General features: G+C 62.7%; 16 protein-coding genes. 4 read left to right on the top strand and 12 right to left on the bottom strand.

What is annotated here, in order from left to right; genetic code table 11:
- Nucleotides 1-141: 141 nt before the first annotated feature.
- From CKW35_RS19295 to CKW35_RS19280, 4 genes are read right to left on the bottom strand one after another with little or no spacing between them, the layout of a single operon-like run.
- On the bottom strand, nt 142-3,156 hold the full coding sequence (locus CKW35_RS19295; protein ID WP_016484538.1) for a sarcosine oxidase subunit alpha: 3,015 nt from the start codon (nt 3,154-3,156) through the stop codon (nt 142-144).
- On the bottom strand, nt 3,153-3,488 hold the full coding sequence (locus tag CKW35_RS19290; RefSeq protein ID WP_016484537.1) for a sarcosine oxidase subunit delta: 336 nt from the start codon (nt 3,486-3,488) through the stop codon (nt 3,153-3,155). The genes CKW35_RS19295 and CKW35_RS19290 overlap by 4 nt, the downstream gene beginning before the upstream one ends.
- Before the next feature lie 14 nt (nt 3,489-3,502).
- Entirely contained in the window at nt 3,503-4,753 is a 1,251-nt protein-coding gene (locus CKW35_RS19285; protein WP_016484536.1) for a sarcosine oxidase subunit beta family protein, read from the bottom strand.
- A gap of 15 nt (nt 4,754-4,768) precedes the next feature.
- Nucleotides 4,769-6,022, bottom strand: a complete 1,254-nt coding sequence (locus CKW35_RS19280) for a serine hydroxymethyltransferase (RefSeq protein ID WP_016484535.1) — start codon at nt 6,020-6,022, stop codon at nt 4,769-4,771.
- Nucleotides 6,023-6,341: 319 nt separating this feature from the next.
- Here CKW35_RS19280 and CKW35_RS19275 point away from each other — a divergent pair, with 319 nt between their 5' ends.
- On the top strand, nt 6,342-7,382 hold the full coding sequence (locus CKW35_RS19275; RefSeq protein ID WP_016484534.1) for a low specificity L-threonine aldolase: 1,041 nt from the start codon (nt 6,342-6,344) through the stop codon (nt 7,380-7,382).
- 105 nt (nt 7,383-7,487) lie between these two features.
- Here CKW35_RS19275 and mcpH read toward each other — a convergent pair whose 3' ends face one another.
- From mcpH to CKW35_RS19260, 3 genes are all read right to left on the bottom strand, one after another.
- Complete coding sequence (gene mcpH / locus CKW35_RS19270; RefSeq protein WP_016484533.1) at nt 7,488-9,425, bottom strand: methyl-accepting chemotaxis protein McpH; 1,938 nt, start codon at nt 9,423-9,425, stop codon at nt 7,488-7,490.
- 120 nt (nt 9,426-9,545) lie between these two features.
- On the bottom strand, nt 9,546-9,848 hold the full coding sequence (locus CKW35_RS19265) for a cell division protein ZapA (RefSeq protein WP_016484532.1): 303 nt from the start codon (nt 9,846-9,848) through the stop codon (nt 9,546-9,548).
- Nucleotides 9,845-10,075, bottom strand: coding sequence for a hypothetical protein (locus CKW35_RS19260; protein WP_016484531.1), 231 nt, complete (start codon nt 10,073-10,075; stop codon nt 9,845-9,847). Before CKW35_RS19260 ends, CKW35_RS19265 begins: the two co-directional genes overlap by 4 nt.
- A gap of 276 nt (nt 10,076-10,351) precedes the next feature.
- On the opposite strand from CKW35_RS19260, the gene CKW35_RS19255 reads away from it, so the two are divergent.
- Both CKW35_RS19255 and CKW35_RS19250 read left to right on the top strand, forming a co-directional pair.
- Entirely contained in the window at nt 10,352-11,977 is a 1,626-nt protein-coding gene (locus CKW35_RS19255; protein WP_060518026.1) for a methyl-accepting chemotaxis protein, read from the top strand.
- 528 nt (nt 11,978-12,505) lie between these two features.
- Entirely contained in the window at nt 12,506-12,961 is a 456-nt protein-coding gene (locus tag CKW35_RS19250; RefSeq protein ID WP_095116632.1) for a transposase, read from the top strand.
- A gap of 121 nt (nt 12,962-13,082) precedes the next feature.
- Here CKW35_RS19250 and gbcB read toward each other — a convergent pair whose 3' ends face one another.
- Nucleotides 13,083-14,183 carry a glycine-betaine demethylase subunit GbcB gene (gene gbcB, locus CKW35_RS19245; RefSeq protein ID WP_016484528.1) on the bottom strand — a complete coding sequence of 367 codons (1,101 nt, stop codon included), beginning with the start codon at nt 14,181-14,183 and terminating at the stop codon, nt 13,083-13,085.
- Between the two features lie 308 nt (nt 14,184-14,491).
- Between gbcB and gbcA the strand changes: the two genes are divergently transcribed.
- A complete protein-coding gene (gbcA, locus tag CKW35_RS19235; protein ID WP_016484527.1) occupies nt 14,492-15,784 on the top strand; it encodes a glycine-betaine demethylase subunit GbcA in 1,293 nt (430 codons plus the stop codon).
- Nucleotides 15,785-15,862: 78 nt separating this feature from the next.
- Here gbcA and CKW35_RS19230 read toward each other — a convergent pair whose 3' ends face one another.
- The 4 genes from CKW35_RS19230 to dgcB all read right to left on the bottom strand — a co-directional run bounded on the left by CKW35_RS19230 (nt 15,863) and on the right by dgcB (nt 21,402).
- Entirely contained in the window at nt 15,863-16,669 is an 807-nt protein-coding gene (locus tag CKW35_RS19230) for an RHS repeat-associated core domain-containing protein (protein WP_224372423.1), read from the bottom strand.
- Nucleotides 16,670-17,436: 767 nt separating this feature from the next.
- Entirely contained in the window at nt 17,437-18,207 is a 771-nt protein-coding gene (locus CKW35_RS19225) for an electron transfer flavoprotein subunit beta (protein ID WP_016484524.1), read from the bottom strand.
- Nucleotides 18,208-18,217: 10 nt separating this feature from the next.
- Entirely contained in the window at nt 18,218-19,450 is a 1,233-nt protein-coding gene (locus tag CKW35_RS19220) for an electron transfer flavoprotein subunit alpha/FixB family protein (RefSeq protein WP_016484523.1), read from the bottom strand.
- Nucleotides 19,450-21,402: a dimethylglycine demethylation protein DgcB gene (gene dgcB / locus CKW35_RS19215; protein WP_095116630.1), complete on the bottom strand. Its 1,953-nt coding sequence runs from the start codon at nt 21,400-21,402 to the stop codon at nt 19,450-19,452. The genes CKW35_RS19220 and dgcB overlap by 1 nt, the downstream gene beginning before the upstream one ends.
- Nucleotides 21,403-21,495 lie beyond the last annotated feature (93 nt).

Here is a 21,495-nt window from a genome sequence, read left to right as displayed (position 1 = left end):
GTCACATGCAATGCCCGAATGCTAGCGGTGGCCTGTGGGAGCGGGCTTGTCCCGCGAAGAGGGCGGTGAGGCCACCATCGCATTCGCGGGGCAAGCCCGCTCCCACAGGGCTTGCATTTCAAGCAGACCTATCTCAGGGCCTTAGACGTTCTGCCGCTCACCCTTCGGATCGAAGAACACCGAAGACACGATTTCCGCTTCGATCACGCTGCCATCCGCCTGCGGCGAGTAGACACGCTCGCCCATGCGCTTGAGGCCGCCTTTGACCACACCCATGGCGAATGAATACCCCAGGGAGTTGGACGCGTAGCTGGAGGTGACGTGGCCAACCATGTCCATCGGGATCGGCTGTTTAGGGTCGAACACCAGTTGGGCGCCTTCCGGCAGCCACTTGGTCGGGTCGACCGGCTTCAGGCCTACCAGCTGCTTGCGGTTCTCGCGCACGCAGTCTTCACGGTTCATGCCACGCAGGCCGATCCACGAGAACGGCTTGTTACGGCCAACGCACCAGCTCATGTTCAGGTCGTCCGGGTTCATCGAACCGTCGGTGTCCTGGCCCACGATGATGAAGCCCTTCTCGGCACGCAGTACGTGCATGGTCTCGGTGCCATACGGGGTCAGGTTGTACTTTTTACCGGCCTCGATGATCTGTTCCAGCACGCCCATGGCGTAGTTGGCCTGCACGTTGACTTCGTACGAGAGCTCACCGGTGAACGAGATACGGAACACTCGGGCGGGCACGCCGCCGACGTTGCCTTCCTTCCAGGTCATGAACGGGAAGGCTTCCTTGTCCATGTCGATGTCGGTCAGCTCGCTGAGCAGCTTGCGGCTGTTGGGGCCGGACAAGGTCATGGTGGCCCAGTGGTCGGTAACCGAGGTGAAGTACACCTTCAGCTCTGGCCATTCGGTCTGGTGGTACAGCTCCATCCACTGCAGCACGCGGGCGGCGCCGCCGGTGGTGGTGGTCATGATGAAGTGGTTGTCGCCAACGCAGGCGGTTACGCCGTCGTCGAACACCATGCCGTCTTCCTTGCACATCAGGCCGTAGCGGGCCTTGCCCACGTCCAGCTTGGTCCAGGCATTGGTATAGATGCGGTTGAGGAACTCACGGGCGTCCGGGCCCTGGATGTCGATCTTGCCCAGGGTCGAGGCGTCCAGCAGGCCCACGCTGTCGCGCACGGCCTTGCACTCGCGGGCCACGGCGGCATGGATGTCTTCACCGGCTTTGGGGAAGTACCAAGGGCGCTTCCACTGGCCAACGTCCTCGAACTCGGCGCCGTTCTTCACGTGCCAGGCATGCAGGGCGGTGAAACGCACGGGCTCGAACAGGTGGCCACAGTGGCGGCCCGCTACCGCGCCGAACGTGACCGGCGTGTAGTTGGGGCGGAACATGGTGGTGCCCATTTCCGGGATGGTGATGCCGATCGAACGAGCGGCGATGGCCAGGCCGTTGATGTTGCCCAGTTTGCCCTGGTCGGTACCGAAGCCCAGCGCGGTGTAGCGTTTTACGTGCTCAACCGACTCGAAGCCTTCACGGGTGGCCAGCTCGATACCGGCGGCGGTCACGTCGTTCTGCTGGTCGACGAACTGCTTCGGCCCCTTGGTGCCTTTGTCGTGCGGCACCTGGAACAGTGCCACGGTGGCCTCTTCCTTGCGCGCCACGGTTTTTGGCAAGGTGCCGACAGAGGCTTTGAAGCCCGCCTCGGTGGCTGCGCGAACGCCGCCTTCGAAACCGTCGGCAATCACATCACCAAGGGCGTAGACGCCGTTGATACCACCCACGCACTCACGTTTCTGCGGTGCATCGCCCGGCACGAAGCCGAGGATGTCGTCACGCCATACCGGGCGACCGCCCAGGTGCGAAGCCAGGTGCACGATCGGGCTGTAGCCACCGGAGGTTGCGATCAGGTCGCACTCAAGGGTTTCGCCTGGGCTGGTGACTTTGTGCGCCTGCACATCGATGGCCGCCACGCGGGCGCCGGTGACATGCTTGCTGCCTTTGGCCTCGACCACGGCGCTGGAGGTGAGGATGCGGATGCCTTTGGCACGCGCCTCTTCAACCAGCGAGCCCCGTGGGTTGTGGCGGGCATCGGCGATGGCGACCACTTGCAGGCCAGCGTCGTGCCAGTCCAGCGCGGCGCGGTAGGCGTGGTCGTTGTTGGTCGACAGCACCAGCTTGCGGCCCGGGGCCACGCCGTAGCGGCGAACGTAGGTGGAGACTGCACCGGCCAGCATGTTGCCCGGTACGTCGTTGTTGCCGTACACCAGCGGGCGCTCGTGGGCGCCGGGCGCCAGCACCACGCGTTTGGCGCGTACACGGTGCACACGGTGGCGTACCTGGCCGATCGGTGCGCGGTCACCGAGGTGGTCGGTGAGGCGCTCGTGAATGGTCAGGAAGTTATGGTCGTGGTAGCCGTTGACCGTGGCACGTGGCAGCAGGGTCACGTCCGGCAGCCCTTCCAGCTCTTTGATCACGGCGTTGACCCAGTCGGCGGCAGGCTTGCCGTCGAGGGTTTCGCGGCTGTCGAGCAGGCTACCGCCAAACTCTTCCTGCTCGTCAGCCAGGATCACACGGGCGCCGCTGCGCGCAGCAGCCAGTGCAGCGGCCAGGCCAGCAGGGCCGGCGCCGACGATCAGCACGTCGCAGTGCTGGTTCATGTAGTCGTAGCTGTCCGGGTCGTTCTGCAGCGGTGCACGGCCAAGGCCTGCAGCTTTGCGGATGTACTTCTCGTACGTCATCCAGAACGATTTCGGGTACATGAAGGTTTTGTAGTAGAAGCCCGGCGGCATCATGCTGCCGCCCACCTTGCCGAGGATGCCCATCACGTCGTTGTTGACGTTCGGCCAGCCGTTGGTGCTGGTGGCGACCAGGCCGGCGTACAGCGCCTGCTGGGTGGCGCGCACGTTCGGGATCTGGGTGGCTTCGCTGGAACCGATCTGCAGGATGGCGTTCGGCTCTTCAGTGCCGGCAGCGATGATGCCGCGTGGGCGCGAATACTTGAAGCTGCGGCCGACGATGTCTACGCCGTTGGCCAGCAACGCAGCGGCCAGGCTGTCACCGGCATAACCCTGGTAGGTCTTGCCGTTGAAAGTGAAGTTCAGGACCTTGCTGCGGTCGATGCGGCCGCCGCTGGCGAGGCGATAGGTCTGGCTCATACTTTTTCCCCTTGGCCTTTGACGGTCGACGGTGCGTTCGCAGCTTTACCGTTGGCGGTCACTTGCGGCTTTTCGCCAATCTTGTAGGTTTCCAGAATTTCGTAGGTCACGGTGTCGCGGGTGACGTTGAAGTACTGGCGGCAACCGGCAACGTGGTCCCACAGTTCATGGTGAATACCGCGTGGGTTGTCACGGTAGAACATGTAGGTACCCCACTCCTCGTCGGAGCAAGCGGCAGGGTCCAGCGGGCGGGCGATGTGCGCCTGGCCAGAGGCGTGAAATTCTTCTTCGGAGCGCAGCTCGCCGCAGTGGGGACAGAAAATATGCAACATGACGGTGTCTCCGGTTAGTGGGCGACGGCGGCGGCGCCGTGTTCGTCGATCAGTGCGCCGTTGTAGAAACGGTCCATGGAGAACGGCGCGGCCAGCGGGTGCATTTCGCCCTTGGCCAGGCTCGCGGCAAAGACGTTGCCCGAACCTGGGGTCGCCTTGAAGCCGCCAGTACCCCAACCGCAGTTGAAGAACATGTTCTTGACCGGGGTCTTGGTGATGATCGGGCAGGCGTCCGGCGAGGTGTCGACGATGCCGCCCCACTGGCGGTTCATGCGCACGCGCGAGAGGTTGGGGAACATCTCGACGATGGCCTGCAGGGTGTGCTCGATCACCGGGTACGAGCCGCGCTGGCCGTAGCCGACCCAGCCGTCGATACCGGCACCGATTACCAGGTCGCCCTTGTCGGACTGGCTGATGTAGCCGTGCACGGCATTGGACATGATCACGCTGTCGATGATCGGCTTGATCGGCTCGGATACCAGCGCTTGCAGCGGGTGCGATTCCAGCGGCAGGCGGAAGCCGGCCAGCTTGGCCATGTGCCCGGAGTTACCGGCGGTGACCACGCCGACGCGTTTGGCGCCGATGAAGCCTTTGTTGGTTTCCACACCAATGACCGCGCCGTTTTCCTTGCGGAAACCGATCACTTCGGTCTGCTGGATCAGGTCCACACCCAGGGCGTCGGCAGCGCGGGCATAGCCCCAGGCCACGGCGTCGTGGCGGGCCACGCCACCACGGCGCTGAACGGTTGCGCCAAGGATCGGGTAGCGGGTGTTCTTCGAGCAATCCAGGTACGGGATTTCGGCCGCGACCTGGGCGGTGTTCAGCAGCTCGCCATCGACGCCGTTGAGGCGGTTGGCGCTGACGCGGCGCTCGGAGTCACGAATGTCCTGCAAGGTGTGGCACAGGTTGTAGACGCCGCGCTGGGAGAACATCACGTTGTAGTTGATGTCCTGGGACAGGCCTTCCCACAGCTTCATGGCGTGCTCGTACAACTGCGCCGACTCATCCCACAGGTAGTTGGAACGCACGATGGTGGTATTACGGGCGGTGTTGCCGCCGCCCAGGTAACCTTTCTCGATCACGGCGACGTTGGTGATGCCGTGCTCTTTGGCCAGGTAGTAGGCCGTGGCCAAACCATGGCCGCCACCGCCGACGATAACCACGTCGTACACCTTTTTAGGGGTGGGCGTGCGCCACATGCGCTGCCAGTTTTCGTGGTGGCTGAGGGAGTGTTTGAAGAGGCCGAAGCCCGAGTAGCGTTGCATGGTCGTTTACTCCACTCAGCGGTAAACAGGGAAGTCTGCGCACAGCGCCGCGACGTTCTTCGCCACATCGGCTTCGACGTCTGCGTCACCGAGGTTGTCGAGGATGTCGCAGATCCAGCCGGCCAGGGCCACGCACTGCGCAACCTTGAAGCCGCGGGTGGTGACGGCCGGGGTGCCGATGCGCAGGCCCGAGGTGACGAACGGCGACTGTGGGTCGTTCGGCACGGCGTTCTTGTTGACGGTGATGTGCGCGCGGCCCAGGGCGGCGTCGGCATCTTTGCCAGTGAGGCCCTGGCGGATCAGGCTGACCAGGAACAGGTGGTTGTCGGTGCCACCGGACACCACGTCGTAGCCGCGGTCGATGAACACCTGGGCCATGGCCTGGGCGTTTTCGATCACTTGTTGCTGGTAGGCCTTGAAGCCAGGCTCCAGCGCTTCCTTGAAGCACACGGCCTTGGCGGCAATCACGTGCATCAGCGGGCCGCCTTGGGCGCCCGGGAATACAGCGGCGTTCAGCTTCTTCTCGATCTCTTCGTTCGACTTGGCCAGGATCAGACCGCCACGAGGGCCGCGCAGGGTCTTGTGGGTGGTGGTGGTAACCACATCGGCGAACGGGATCGGGTTCGGGTACAGGCCAGCGGCAACCAGGCCGGCTACGTGGGCCATGTCGACGAACAGCAGCGCACCCACCTTGTCGGCAATGGCGCGGAAGCGTGGGAAGTCAAGGGTCTTGGAGTAGGCCGAGAAACCGGCAACGATCATTTTCGGCTTGTGCTCGACCGCGAGGCGCTCGACTTCGTCGTAGTCGATCAAGCCGGTGTCGGTGTTGATGCCGTACTGCACGGCGTTATAGAGCTTGCCCGAGGACGACACTTTGGCGCCGTGGGTCAGATGGCCACCGTGGGCCAGGCTCATGCCGAGGATGGTGTCACCGGCCTGCAGCAGGGCCAGGTAGACGGCGCCGTTGGCCGACGAGCCGGAGTGCGGCTGTACGTTGGCGTAGTCGGCACCGAACAGCTGCTTGGCGCGCTCGATGGCCAGGGCTTCTACTTTGTCCACGTGCTCGCAGCCACCGTAGTAGCGCTTGCCCGGGTAGCCTTCGGCGTACTTGTTGGTCAGGCCGCTGCCTTGGGCCTGCATGACGCGCTTGCTGGTGTAGTTCTCCGAGGCGATCAGCTCGATGTGATCTTCCTGGCGCTGTTCCTCGGCATTCATCGCCGCCAGCAGTGCGTCGTCGTAACCCTGGATCTGGTCTTGCTTGCTGAACATCGTGTATCTCCCGGCAGCGATCGTTTTTTTGTCGTGGGGCACTGTGGCCCTTTGTGGCGATGGTATGACTGGCGGGGTCGGGTCAGATGCCTGCGCACGCCTTGCAATGGCGCGTTTACGACATTGCCTTTGGGTTGATGCTGCCGGCCTCTTCGCGGGGCAAGCCCGCTCCCACAATGATTGCTGTATGCATGGCCATTGTGGGAGCTGGCTTGCCCCCCGAAGAGGCCGACGCAGATCCCACTGAAAGCAGCTTGTATAGGCAACCGCTGAATCGATGGTTTAGAGTGCTGTTCTGCGTCGTTCACAGGACCGTGTCATGACAGATAAGAGCCAACAATTCGCCAGCGACAACTATTCCGGTATCTGCCCCGAAGCCTGGGCGGCGATGGAAAAGGCCAACCACGGCCACGACCGCGCCTATGGCGACGATCAATGGACCGAGCGCGCCTCGGAATACTTCCGCAACCTGTTTGAAACCGACTGCGAGGTATTTTTCGCCTTCAACGGCACCGCCGCCAACTCCCTGGCCCTGGCCTCGCTGTGCCAGAGCTACCACAGCGTCATTTGCTCCGAGACCGCCCACGTCGAAACCGACGAATGCGGCGCGCCGGAGTTCTTTTCCAACGGCTCCAAGCTGCTGACGGCCGCCAGCGTCGACGGCAAGCTGACGCCAGAGTCCATCCGCGAAGTGGCGCTGAAGCGCCAGGACATCCACTACCCCAAGCCGCGGGTCGTGACCATTACCCAGGCCACAGAAGTGGGCACCGTGTACCGCCCCGACGAGCTGAAGGCGATCAGCGCGACCTGCAAGGAGCTGGGGCTGAACCTGCACATGGACGGCGCGCGCTTTACCAATGCCTGCGCATTCCTGGGCTGCAGCCCGGCGGAGCTGACCTGGAAGGCCGGTGTGGATGTATTGTGCTTCGGCGGCACCAAGAACGGCATGGCGGTGGGTGAAGCAATCCTGTTCTTCAACCGCCAACTGGCCGAAGACTTCGATTACCGCTGCAAGCAGGCCGGTCAACTGGCGTCGAAAATGCGCTTCCTGTCTGCGCCATGGGTGGGGCTGCTGGAAGATGGCGCCTGGTTGCGCCATGGCAACCACGCCAACCATTGCGCGCAGTTGCTGGCATCGTTGGTGAGTGACTTGCCGGGGGTGGAGCTGATGTTCCCGGTGGAGGCCAACGGGGTGTTCCTGCAAATGCCGGAGCCTGCGATTGAAGCGCTGCGCGGCAAGGGGTGGAGGTTCTATACCTTTATCGGCAGCGGCGGGGCACGGTTCATGTGTTCCTGGGATACCGAGCAAGAGCGGGTGCGCGAACTGGCAGCGGATATCCGCAGTATCATCACCGCCTGACAGGCCCCAATCGCCGGCAAGCCAGCCCCCACATGGACCACACAAGGCTCAGGCCTGTGGTGATCCTGTAGGAGCTGGCTTGCCGGCGATGAAGCCCACACCGATCTAAAGCCTGAACCCACCCATCTGCCGTGCCAGGTCATCAGCCAAGCCACGCAACGCCTGGCACTCTTCACGGCAGCCCTGAACTTCCGCCGCCGTCTCCCGGGCCAGGTCAGAAATCCCCTGCACCGTGCGGTTGATCTCTTCGGTCACCGCCGACTGCTCTTCGGTCGCCGTCGCCACCTGATGGTTCATGTCGCTGATGTGTTCCACCTGGTCGGTAATCGCGCCCAACGACGCCCCGGTACGCTGGCTTGATTCAACGCCACTGCCGGTCGCCTGCTGCCCCGCCTGCATCGAGCTCACCGCCGAACCCGCGCCCTGCTTCAGGCGCTGGATCATCTGCTGCACTTCGTCGGTGGACAGTTGCGTACGTCGCGCCAGCGTTCGCACCTCGTCGGCCACCACAGCAAACCCGCGCCCCATCTCCCCGGCCCGCGCCGCCTCGATGGCTGCGTTCAGCGCCAGCAGGTTGGTTTGTTCGGAAATGCTGCGGATCACCGCGAGAACTTCATCAATAGAGGCGACTTCGTTGGCCAGCTGGCTGACGGCATCGGCTGCCTTGACGATGTCGCCCGACATGCCCTCGATGCCCTGAATCGAACGCCGTACCACCTCACGCGCCTGCAAGGCTTCATCCCGTGCCGACTGCGAGGCCTGCGCCGCATCACCCGCATTGCGGGCAATGTCCTGCACCGTCAGGCCCATTTCGTGCACGGCAGTGGCAACCATTTCGGTCATTTCCTGTTGCCGCCCTGAGCGCTCGGCCGTGTTGTCCACCACTTGGGTTACCTGCTCAACCGCACGATGCAGCCGTTCGGAGGTGTGCAAAACCTCGCCAATCAGGCTGCGCTGGCTGTCGAGAAAGCGGTTGAAACCCCGGGCCAGGTCACCCAGCTCATCCTGGCGCGAGTCATCCAGGCGGTGGCTAAGGTCGCCTGCGCCACTGCCAATCTGCACCAGCGCAGCGGTAACGCGGCGGATAGGCCGCACCAGGCCGCGCGCCAGCAGCACCACCAGCAGCAGCGACACCAGGGCCACACCGCCACCGATCAGGCTGGTCAGCCATACCGCCTGATGCATTTGCGCGTAGATTTCCGACTCCGGCACCTCGGCCACCAAGGTCCAGTCAAGGTCGCGCAGGGGCAGGCCGAGTGCCAGATACCGTTCACCGTCACGGCTGAAGCGGCTGCTGCGCAGGCCTTCGCCGCCCGTCATTACAGCCTTGGCAGCGTCCGTACCGAGCTGCTCGGTGAGCTGGCGCTTGCCACTGAAGGCAGCGTCCGGGTGCACCTGGATCAGGCCATCGTTACGTACCAGAAAGACCTTGCCATGCTCGCCAAAGCTGAAGTCGTGAATCAGCTTCGACAGCTCGGTCATGCGCAGGCCCATGCCGGCCACGCCCACCAGCTTGCCAGCCTTTTCCACGCGATAATCGATGAACAGCGCCAGCTCCCCAGTGGCTCCGTCGATGTCGATGTTGATAAACCGCTCGGCGCCGCTGTCGATGTAGCCGTAGAACCACTTGTCCTTGGGGTTGCTGCGGCTGAGGGTACGGTCCAGGCCATTTTCGTTGTAGTAATGGCCGGTTTCGGTCGAGGCAAACAAGGTGGTGAAGGCGCGGTTGCGCTGTTTGGCGGCGCCCAGGTATTCGATGAATGCCGCAGCCTGGGCGGGGTCTTCACCGGCAGCCAACCAGTCGCGCAGCAGCGTGTTGCCGGCAATGTCCGCCGCAGCCACCAGTGGCTGGCCGAGCATGCGCTCGATGTCATTGCGGATGGCCTCGACACTGGCAGGCAGGGCAGTGTCGACCAGGTAGCGGTCGGTGAGGCGGTTGAGCGCCACGGTGAAGATGATGACCACCACCAGGATGCTGGCCAACAGGGCTGCGCCCATGCTGGTGATCAACTGCCACTGGATGCTTTTGCGCCAGATACGCATGCCCCTACTCCCCCGCACATTATTGTTTTGCGAGAAGTGTATACACTTGCGTATCCAGTTAATCCAGTGACCTGGAACAATGAGTTGGGGCTTTGGGGCGCAAAGCGCCCCAGCTATCGATCAGGACTCTGCAATGGTCCGCACGATGGCGTCCACCGTGGCGTCGATCTGCGCCTGGGTACGCGCAAGGGTCTGCTGATGTTCTTTCTGCAGTTCAACCTGTTTGGAGCACAGGTTAAGGGCAGCCAGCACCAGCAATTTGTCACCGATCAGGGTCGGGTACTGACGCTTGGTTTCGTTCAGGGCGGTGTTGAGCATCCGCACCGCCTGGGCCAGGGTTTCTTCCTGGCCTTCGGGCGCCTTGATCGAATAGTCGATGCCGAGAATCGACACGACATTGACCGGCTGCTCTTGCAATCTCATGCGCCAGCAACGCCAGCGCTGGCGCGATCAACCAGGGCCTGCAGGCGGGCGGCGGTGCTGCCGTTCTTCTCTTCCTGCTCCATCAGCGACAGCTGCAGGGTTTCGTTTTCTTCCTTGGCCTGGGCCAATTGCGTGCCAAGGGCGGTGTTCTGCTCGGTGAGTTGAGCGTTCTTCTGCATCAGGTCGCTGACCAGTTGCTCAATTTGATTCAGGGAAGCTTCCAGCATGGGTCTATCTCAGGTTGTTGCGAGGGGCGCACACGATAAAGAAAAGCGCGGCCCATCGCCATTAAAAATCGGATTCACAAGGTGTCTGGCCCGCAGATTGACAGGGTAATCACCCCCTTGTTCCGACCTGGGTCAACCGCCGGTCAGGAAAAGGTTAGCGCGCTCACAAATTTAGCGGGGCGCGCTCAAGACTGGCCAGTCACGACCGATAGCCCGGCAAGTCATGTTTTGTCGCACTTCGCGCACTCTTTATCCCTTGCCTGGATCTTCCCCTCCATGTCTCTACGCAACATGAATATCGCCCCGCGCGCGCTGCTCGGCTTCGCGCTCATCGGCCTGCTGATGCTCGGCCTTGGTATCTTCTCACTGGTGCAAATGGGCAACATTCGCCACGCGGGCGTGGCCATCGAGCAAGTCAACGTGCCCAGCATCAAGATCCTCGACGAAATCACCGCGCTCAACCTGCGCATGCGCACCCTGTCCTATCGACTGCTGATCAACCGCGAGCCTGCCATCCAAAGCGATACCCTCAACCTGCTGGACCAGCGCAACAGCCAGATCGACCGTGCGCGCCAGGCCTATTTGCCGATGATCGCCGCCGGTGATGAACAGGCGGCGTTCGACCAGTACGGCCAGTTGCTCAACCAGTACCGCCAACTGGAATCGCGCATGCGCAGCCTGAGCCAGGCCGGCCGCGTCGACGAACTGCGCGACCTGCTCAACCGCGACCTGCTGGCCAACTCCGAGCAAATCAACAAGGTCATGGAAACCCTGGTGCGTATCAACACCGAACAGACCCGTTCCACCAACGAGAAGGCCGCCAGCCAGTACGACACTGCCTTCACCCTGGTGATCGGCCTGCTGGTTGCCGCTACCGTGCTGACATTCGCGTGCGCCCTTTTGTTGACCCGCAGCATCGTCAAGCCGATTGATGAGGCGCTCAAATGCGCCGAGCAGGTCGCCGACGGTGACCTGACCCACATCATCCGCGCCGAAGGCACCGACGAAGCCGCCCGCCTGCTGCGTGCCATGGCCCGCATGCAAGACAAGCTACGCGACACCCTGCAGCAGATCGCCGGCTCCGCCACCCAGCTGGCCTCGGCGGCCGAAGAATTGAACGCCGTCACCGACGAAAGTGCCCGTGGCCTGCAACAGCAGAACAACGAAATTGAACAAGCCGCCACTGCCGTGACTGAAATGACCAGCGCGGTGGAGGAAGTGGCGCGAAATGCCGTGAGTACCTCAGAGGCATCCAGTGAAGCCAGCCGTTCCACTGGCGACGGTCGTGACTTGGTGATGGAGACGGTGGGCGCCATCGAGCGCATGAGCGGTGACGTGCAGGCCACAGCAAAACTGATCACGCACCTGGCCGAACAGTCGCGCGACATTGGCAAGGTACTCGACGTGATCCGCGGCCTGGCCGACCAGACCAACCTGCTGGCGCTCAATGCTGCCATTGAGGCGGCGCGCGCCGGCGAAGCGGGCCGTGGCTTTGCCGTGGTAGCGGATGAAGTGCGTGCGCTGGCACACCGTACCCAGCAGTCGACCAGCGAGATCGAACGGATGATTGGCAGCATTCAAGGCGGCACGGAAGAGGCAGTGGAGTCGATGCGCACCAGCACTGAACGCGCCGAGTCGACGCTGAACATCGCCCGCGGTGCTGGCTTGGCGTTGGACACCATTGCCGGGGCGGTGGCACAGATCAACGAGCGTAACCTGGTGATCGCCAGCGCGGCGGAAGAGCAGGCACAAGTGGCGCGGGAAGTGGACCGCAACCTGGTGAACATCAATGACCTGTCGGTGCAGAGTGCTACGGGGGCGCATCAGACCAGTGCGGCGAGTGCTGAGCTGTCGCGCTTGGCCGTGGACCTGAATGGGTTGGTGGCACGGTTCCGTACATGACAATGCTGGGGCCGCTGTGCGGCCCATTCGCGGGACAAGCCCGCTCCCACAGGCTCGGCGCTGGCTTGAGGGATTCTGTTAGCCTGCCAGAGGCTCGGCGGTGGCTTGAGGGATTCTGCTAGCCTGCCAGAGGCTCGGCGGTGGCTTGAGGGATTCTGCTAGCCTGCCAGAGGCTCGGCGGTGGCTTGAGGGATTCTGCTAGCCTGCCAGAGGCTCGGCGCTGGCTTGAGGGATTCTGCTAGCCTGCCAGAGGCTCGGCGCTGGCTTGAGGGATTCTGTTAGCCTGCCAGAGGCTCGGCGCTGGCTTGAGGGATTCTGTTAGCCTGCCAGAGGCTCGGGGCTGGTGTGAGGGCTACGGTGAGCCTCCCCCAGGGTCTGTGCTGATCTGAAGGGTACGGTGAGCCTGTGGGAGCGGGCTTGCCCCGCGAAGAGGCCAGCGTTGCTACCCAACATCCAGAAAACATTCCACACCGCACGCCACTGACATCTCACCTAGTGTTGTCCCAGCTCTCACATCAGGGACCCCACATGGACCGTGCCCAATCCCATCTGCTGCGCCGCGGCCGTTTTTCTCAGCCGGGGGGGCTTTACCTGCTGACCACGGTCACTCATGAACGTCAGCAGATCTTCACTCAATTCAACTACGCCCGTGGCGTGATCCAGCAACTGAGACAGGCGGAGCTCGATGGGCTTTGCCGGTCCCTGGCCTGGGTGGTCATGCCCGACCATGTGCATTGGCTGATTGAGTTGCAAAGTGGCACGTTGAGCTGCTTGATGCGCAGGTTCAAATCACGGAGTAGTCATGCGCTCTATCAGCGGGGCATGTCACGCAAGAAAATATGGCAGCCGGGCTATCAGAACCGGGCCTTGCGGCGGAAAGAAAGTGTGCTGCACGTGGCGAGGTACATCGTTGCCAATCCCATAAGAGCCGGGCTGGTTGACCGTGCGGGCGACTACTCACATTGGGATGCTGTATGGATCTGATGGCCCTTTCGCGGGACAAGCCCACTCCCACAGGTTTACCGAAACCTTCAGACCAGGGGTTAACCTGTGGGAGCGGGCTCGTCCCGCGAATGGGCTGCAACGCAGCCCCGGCTTTACAGGATCAGTAATCGATCCGCACATCCCCTTTCGGCACGCTGCAGCACGACAGGATGTAGCCCTCGGCTTCATCCTCTTCGGTGATGCCGCCGTTGTGCTCCATCTCCACTTCGCCGCCCAGCTTGAGCACCTTGCAAGTGCCGCAGATACCCATGCCGCAGGCTTTCGGGATCATCAGGCCAACCTTGGCTGCGGCCGCATGCACAGTCTCGCCCGGGGCGATGCGGATGCTCTTGTCGCTGCCGATGAACTCCACCAGGTTGAGGTCGGATACATCCAGCTCCGGTGCGTCGGCCGCCTGTTCGGCGTGCTCCACCGCATCGGCCTTGGCCTCGGCCGGCGTCGCACCAAACGACTCCTCGTGATAATTCTTCATGTCGAAACCGACGGCTTCGAGCATGCGCTTGACCGCCGTCATATAAGGCGTCGGGCCGCAGCAAAACACCACGCGCTCCATGTAGTCAGGGGCGATCAGTTCCATGAGTCGCTGATTCAGGTAACCGCGGTACCCCGCCCATGGCTCGCCCAGGCCATGCTTCTCGCAAATGATATGCAGGCTGAAGTTGGGGATGCGCGAGGCCATCTGTTCCAGCTCGCGATGGTAGATGATGTCCTTCGGCGAACGGGCGCTGTGCACGAACACCATGTCGACGTTGGCGTTGGTGTCATAGAACCAGCGCGCCATCGACATGACCGGCGTAATGCCGACACCGCCCGACAGGTACAGCGCCTTGCCCGCCGGGAAGTCGATGGCGTTGAACAGCCCCACCGGGCCGTGTACCGGCAGTTCGGCGCCTTCGTGCATGGTGTCGTGCAAGAAGTTGGACACCAAGCCACCCGGCACGCGCTTCACTGTGATCGAAAAACTGTAGGGCACCGACGGCGAACTGGAAATGGTGTAGGAACGCATCACCGGCTTGCCTTCGATCTCCAGCTCCAGGGTGACGAACTGCCCGGGCTTGAAGAAGAACATGATCGGCTGGTCGGCCATGAAGCAGAAGGTGCGCACGTCCCAGGTCTCCTGGATGACCTTGACGCAGCGCACGATGTGGCGGCCGTTGGCCCAGGTCTGGGTGGTGACCGGATTGAGGAAGGTATCGGACATGTTCATCTCCAGCAGCCGACTAGTGGGCTTTTTATGGCTTGGATAATGCGCAAGCTGAGAGCGACGTACATTCCTGCCAGCGACATCGGCGTGCTTATCGCGACCAGCCCCGCGCTACAAGGGCTGGCGCGTCGTAATTCAATTCGGCCATGTCGCCCATGGATACGGTTCGCGGCGTCTTCGGACGCACACTCCACGGCAAATAAACATGCCTGCTGTTTAAACAAAAAGCCGCTGATAACCGCCTTGCGGCAACAACAACGATTAGCCACCTTTTGCCGGCCGCACACGGCCCCGAGGAATACACGATGGACGTCACCGCAACCCTGAGCCTGGGCGATCCACTGGAACCTGCACGCAAGGCTACCGCCGAGATGCTGCAGACCCGCGAGCGCACCTACTCGCTGCCCCAGCCTTTCTACACCGACGAGCGTCTGTTCCAGATCGACATGCAGGAGATCTTCCAGAAAGAATGGTTGATCGCTGGCATGACTTGCGAAATTCCGGCGAAAGGTAACTACATCACCCTGCAGATCGGCAAAAACCCGATCCTGGTGGTGCGTGGTGCCGAAGGCAAGGTGCACGCCTTCCATAACGTCTGCCGCCACCGTGGTTCGCGTTTGTGCGTCAGCGACAAAGGCAAGGTGGCCAAGCTGGTCTGCCATTACCACCAGTGGACCTATGAACTGGACGGCCGCCTGCTGTTCGCCGGCACCGAAATGGGCGCCGACTTCGACATGAAGGAGTACGGCCTGAAGCCGGTGCATGTGAAGGTGGCCGGTGGCTATATCTTCATCAGCCTGGCAGAAAACCCGCCTGCCATCGACGAGTTCCTGGCTACCCTGGAACACTACATGGAACCGTACGACATGGAGAACACCAAGGTGGCGGTGCACACCACCTTGATGGAAAAGGCCAACTGGAAGCTGGTGCTGGAAAACAACCGCGAGTGCTACCACTGCAGCGGTTCGCACCCGGAGCTGCTGCAAACCCTGCTGGAGTGGGACGACACCAACGACCCGCGCGCCAGCCAGGAATTCAAGGACCACGTGGCCGCTTCGGCCGCCGCCTGGGAAGCCGAAAAGATCCCGTACCTGCACAAGAGCCATGGCCTGCGTAACCGTATCGTGCGCATGCCCCTGCTCAAAGGCACGGTATCGATGACCATGGACGGCAAACAGGCCTGCCAGAAGCTGATGGGCCGCATCAAGAACCCGGACCTGGGCTCGATGCGCATCCTGCACCTGCCGCACTCGTGGAACCACTGCATGGGCGACCACATGATCGTGTTCACCGTGTGGCCGATCAGCGCCCAGGAAACCATGGTCACCACCAAGTGGCTGGTGCACAAGGATGCGGTCGAAGGCGTCGATTACGACCCGGAGCGCATGCGCAAGGTGTGGGACGCTACCAACGACCAGGACCGCCGCCTGGCGGAAGAGAACCAGCGTGGCATCAACTCCACGGCGTACCAGCCTGGGCCTTACTCGAAGACTTACGAGTTTGGTGTGGTGAACTTCATTGACTGGTACAGCGACCGCGTGTTGGCCAACTTGGGCGCAGAGCCTGCTCCATACCTGAAAGAGGTGAAGGCGCAGTAAACCATCATCGGTGGCCTGGCAGCGCTCCGAACTTAACAGCGTGAGCGCGCCAGGCAAACCGTATGCTCGGAGATTTCCCTATACCTGGACATCATGAGGCACCGATCGTAACGACCTGATCCAGCTCGCAGCGGCTGCAAATCCTCTGCCTACGTATGCCAACCCACGGCCTACGGTAGAGAGCATCTCGTCCAACATCGTCAAATCCATGAACGTATTCCCCAATAACCGGTGAGTGTCACGTGGATAAGTCCGCATGTAGTGGGCTACTTCACGTGCTGCGGCAAAATTTCCTGTCAAACCACCGCTCAGATTTGTGACCGTATTTCCTAGCGCGATGAGATCCACAGCGCTCTGAACGCTTGGGGTCACCCCGTTGGCGGCGGCGACCACCTGCCCGGCTACGCCAAAAGCGCCTGTCAAACTGAACTGCTGGTTCGAAATTCTGGCTGTAAGCGGTAGCTCCTGATAATCAGCGGGCACGCCGTTAGCCAACCGAGCAGCCGACCTGCGCCCGACCACATTCCTCATTGTTCGAACCGTCGCGCCCGAGAAGGTGGCACCGCTGGAGAGCAAGCCAATGCCCCTGAGTATGACGCCCCAGAATGCACCGTTTGGGTCATGCCGGTTTACCGGATCTCCGCCACAGTAGGCGTACCCATTGATACCCCCCTTGGAAAACGGGCTGAGCGAGTCACAGGTCGTAAAGCGCAAGAGGGTCGGGCTATAGAAGCGACGGCCATTGCCCAACGGATAATTGCCCGTGAGCGGATCACGATGCTGGCCACCAAAAGCCAGCACCGGTGCTGGGCTGGTTTTCATGAAGCCGTAAGGTGAATAAGCGTGCAGACCTGGCAACACGGAGCGCTGCAGGTCTGTCGTCAAAAAATGAGCCGCCATAGGTTATGCACAAGTTTTAATTGTTTGGAATACCGTAGCGGTGAATGAAAGGTGTGGCTACTGACATAAATATCAGGTGAATGACTGCTCATTTTTTGATCAAAGCCAGCAAGGCAGCCTAACTGTTGGGCCACAGAGGACTCCATACACCTTATCCACAGACTCACCAACAGAGTTTGTGAACAAAGCGCGAACATGCAGCGCGTCGGGTGTGGATAAGCGATTCAACGCCTTGAAAATCAGTGATCTGAAGATATCCATGCCCATTTGATCATTTCTTAATCAATCACTCACAAGCCAGGAGCTGCGCGGCTTTCAGGTAGCGCCGAACAGATTATCCACAGACCCGCTAACAGCGATTGTGGGCAAAACCTGCGGGACGCACGCATATCTGTGGCTGAGGAGCCGGCTCACATTTGATCAGTTTATGATCAAAACTCTCTGAGCCCCGTTATATATGGCCCCCAGCCATGCACCAACACTTTATCCACACCTTGGCGAACAGATTCCGTGGGCAAAACAGAGTTGCACCTGATGGTTGTGCCATTTCCGTCAAATCTGGCGGTGTGGTGGGGAAAAGGAGGGACTTATGCACAGGCGGAATGTGCCTGCAACAGATCAGGGGGTCGTTGTGGGAGCGGGCTTGCCCCGCGAAGCTGGCGACGCGGTGCATGGCACCGGCTGCGCCGGTGTTCGCGGGGCAAGCCCGCTCCCACAGAGTGAGGGGGGCTTGCCGAAGAGCGCGTAAGGCTTTAGCGCAGCACGCCCTCTTCCACCAGCAGCTTGAGGATGGCCTCAGCACCTTCCTGTGGCGAAACATCCTTCAGCACCTTGCCACCGCCGCCACTGGCCTTTGCCGTTGCTGCTTTCATGCGGTCCGCACCGCTCTTGGCCTTGATCACCTTCAGGCGCTTGGGCCGGGGACGGGCCGGTTGCAACTCGGCATCGGCCAGCAACTCATCTTCGACAATGGCCACATTACGCGCAGCCAGCACACCCCGTCGCGCGGGCCCGAATGCGCTCTGGCGCGGCTTGGGCGCAGCGTTATCCACAGTCGCCAGCAACGGCAGGCGCACTTTCAGCCGGCGCCGCTGGCCCCGCGGCAACGCCTGCAAGACCTGGGCGGTGCCGTTCTCGATCGACTCCACCTCAGCCAGCCCCACGATCAACGGCCAGCCAAGTTTTTCGGCCAGCAGGAAGGGCAGCATGCCCGAGCCTTCACCCGTCTCGGCCTGGCTACCGGTCAGCACCAGCTGTGCCCCGGCGTCGCGCAGGTAATCCCCCAGCACGCCCAGCACATCGGCACCGGCCGGCTGCTCCAGCACGTCAAGATGGTCCAGGCCCATGCCCAGGTAGGCGCGCAGCGCTTCTTCCTGTGGGTTGCCGGCATGGACCACCTGCAAGTTATCCCCAGCCAGCTGCAAACCCAGTTCCACGGCGCGGGCATCCTGCTCGGCGCGGCGAGCGCGCCCGGAGCTTGGGTGGGCACCGATGGAAACCAGGCTGATCACTTTCGTACTCATGCTCGTGCCCTTATGCCGCGTCGCGCTGGCCGCCGCTGCGGTAGTTGTCCACAGCCTCGATCAGTGCCTTGAGAATCGCCGAACTGTCGCCAATCACCGACAGGTCCGCCCGTTTGATCATGTCGCAGCCCGGGTCCATGTTGATCGCCACCACCTTGTCGCAGGCGCCGATGCCCTGCAGGTGCTGGATGGCACCCGAGATGCCCACAGCCACGTACACGCGCGCGGTGACCCAGGTACCGGTGGCACCCACCTGGCGATTGCGCGGCATGAAGCCGTCGTCCACCGCCACCCGCGAGGCACCTTCGGTGGCGCCAAGGGCTGCGGTGGCCTGGTGGTACAGGTCCCAGTCCTTGACCCCATTGCCGCCCGAGATGATGAACTCGGCCTCGGCCATGGCAATGGTGGCCGGGTCCACGGCCACCGAGCCCAGGTCTTCGATGCGCGACAGGCTGCGCGCCACGCGTGTGGACAACTCCACCGGCAAGGCTTCGTGACGGGTTTCGCTGACCGGCTCCGCGCACTCGGCGGCCGCGAGGATCAGCCGTGGCACGGCACGTTGCAGGTCTTGCTGGCCAGCACCGGCGCGGCCGATGCACTGGCCGTCCTTGACCTGCCACACCCGCGTGGCCGGGCGCTCGCCCAGCGCCGCGCCCAGGCGTCGGCCCAGTTCGCCGCCACCGGTGCGGCTGTCGGGCAGCAGCCAGTGGCGCGGGGTGAACTGGTTATCCACAGCCCGCAGGCCCTGCACCAGTTGCTCCGGTGCATAACCCTCGAAGGCCTCGCCCTCGATGACCAGCAGGCGGTCGACACCGGCTGTGGAAAAGTTGCTTTCCTTGTGCTCGTTAAAGACCACCGCCAGCACCGCGCCGTCACTGCCGGCCAGGCTGTGGGCCAGGCCGAGCAAATCGCGGTCGTGGCTGCTCAGGCGACCACCGACCATGTCCGGCACCACGGCGATGTAGAACGCCGGCGCCGGCACCTGGTGCAGCGGCAGCTTGACCTCTGCCGCCGCCGTGCGCCGCCCGCCCACACCGGTACCCTGCTGGGCGCCGCTGCGGTCGATGCGCTTGATGCCGGCCGGGCCGATGAAGCCTGCGGCAATCGCATGGGGGTTCTTGCGGATCAGGCCATTGGGCCCCATCCAGCTGGTCTGTTGCGTCTGCATGGCCGCATGCAGCGGGTGCAGGCGGTTACGGGCGATCCACTCGGCGCGTGGGTCGCGGCGGATAATGTCGCTCATCAGTGCACCTCCGCAGGTTCACGTTTGGCCGTTTGCGGCTTTGCGGCAGACGGCGCGTCCTCTTCGATCAGCACGTCGGCCACCAGCTCGGCCAGGTCCTTGATCTGCGGGCGCGGTTCGACCACGCCTTCGAGCATGGCGGTGCATTGTGGGCAACCCACGGCCACCAGCTCGGCCTCGGTCTCCCGGATGTCGTCCATGCGCATGTCGGGGATACGCTGCTTGCCCGGGATGTCAGTGATCGGCGCCCCACCGCCACCGCCGCAGCAGCGGGAACGGAAGCCCGAGCGCTGCATCTCGCGCACTTCGATACCCAGCGCCTTGAGCACTTCACGCGGTGCTTCGTACTCACCGTTGTAGCGGCCCAGGTAGCAAGGGTCGTGGTAGGTGACGCTGCCGCCCTTGTGCTGGCCGAGGTTGAGCTTGTTGGCCGCGATCAGTTCGGCCATGTAGGTGCTGTGGTGCTGCACCTGGTAGTCGCCGCCCAATGCGCCGTACTCGTTCTTCAGCACATGGAAGCTGTGCGGGTCGCAGGTGACGATGCGCTGGAACGTGTACTTGGCCAGGGTCTGGATATTGCGTTTGGCCAGTTGCTGGAAAGTCGCTTCGTCGCCCAGGCGGCGGGCAACGTCGCCACTGTCGCGTTCTTCCAGGCCGAGCACGGCAAAGTCCACGCCCGAGGCCTTCAACACTTTGACAAACGAACGCAGGGTGCGCTGGTTGCGCATGTCGAAGGCACCGTCGCCAACCCAGAACAGCACGTCGGTGGTTTTCACCTCCGACAGCAGTTGCAGGTTGAGGTCGGCCGCCCAGTTCATGCGCCCGCCGGGGGCGAAGCCGCCTGGGTTGTCAGTGGCGATCAGGTTGTCCAGCACCTCGGCGCCCTTGTTCGGGGTGGCGCCCTTTTCCAGGGTGAGGTGGCGGCGCATGTCGACGATGGCATCGACGTGCTCGATCATCATCGGGCATTCCTCGACGCAGGCACGGCAAGTGGTGCACGACCACAGCGTTTCGGCGTCGACCAGACCATTGACGATCGGCTGGTGCGGGTGGCCGCCATGCTCACCGATCGGCTTGCCCGGGTACGGGCTGCCGGCGAACTGGGCGTCCGTGCCGCCGGCCAGGCCGATGACCATGTCCTGAATGAGCTTTTTCGGGTTCAGCGGCTGGCCGGCAGCAAAGGCCGGGCACATGGCTTCACATTTACCGCACTGCACGCAGGCGTCGAAGCCCAGCAGCTGGTTCCAGGTGAAGTCCGCCGGCTTTTCCACGCCCAGCGGCGCGTTCGGGTCTTCCAGGTCCAGCGGCTTGAGACCGGCGGAGCGGCCGCCGCCGAAGCGCTCGGCACGGCGGTGCCAGGCCAGGTGCAGGGCACCGGCGAAGGCGTGCTTCATAGGGCCGCCCCAGGTCATGCCGAAGAACAGCTCCGACACACCCCACAGCACGCCCAGGCCGAGTACGGCGACCATCACCCAGCCGCCCGTGTTGGCGGGCAGGATGCCGGCGACCGGCAGGGTGGCAATGAAGAAGCTTGCGGCGAATACCAGCAGGCTCTTCGGCAAGCGCATCCACGGCCCCTTGGACAGGCGCGATGGCGGGTTGAGGCGGCGCTTGAAGACAAAGATGGCCCCGGTAAACATGATTACCGTGGCTACCAGTAACGCGTAGCCGAGGATTTTGCTCTGCAGGCCAAAGCCATGCACCAGAATCGCCAGCGCGGCCGACAGCACGAAGCCGCCTGCGGTAGCCACGTGGGTCTTGGACATGTACTTATCGCGCTCGACCACGTGGTGCAGGTCCACCAGGTAGCGCCGCGGCATGGCCAGCAGGCCGCCGATCAGGTCGACCTTGGAAGCCCGGCCACGCCGCCACATGCGCACCCGGCGCAGGGCGCCGAGCACTGCCAGGCCAAGGGCAGCGAACAGCAGGATGGGTAGAAGGGTGTTCAACATGGGAGGCTCCCACAACAACAGCTGAATTCTTGCGCCGCTATGCCCCTTGTGGGAGCGGGCTTGTCCCGCGAAGACGTCCGGCCTGACAACATC

The organism is Pseudomonas sp. Irchel 3F3 (genome assembly GCF_900187545.1).
Lineage (GTDB): Bacteria > Pseudomonadota > Gammaproteobacteria > Pseudomonadales > Pseudomonadaceae > Aquipseudomonas > Aquipseudomonas fortuita.
Note: the sequence above shows the minus strand (reverse complement) of the source record. Positions and strands in the feature narration are given on the sequence as shown.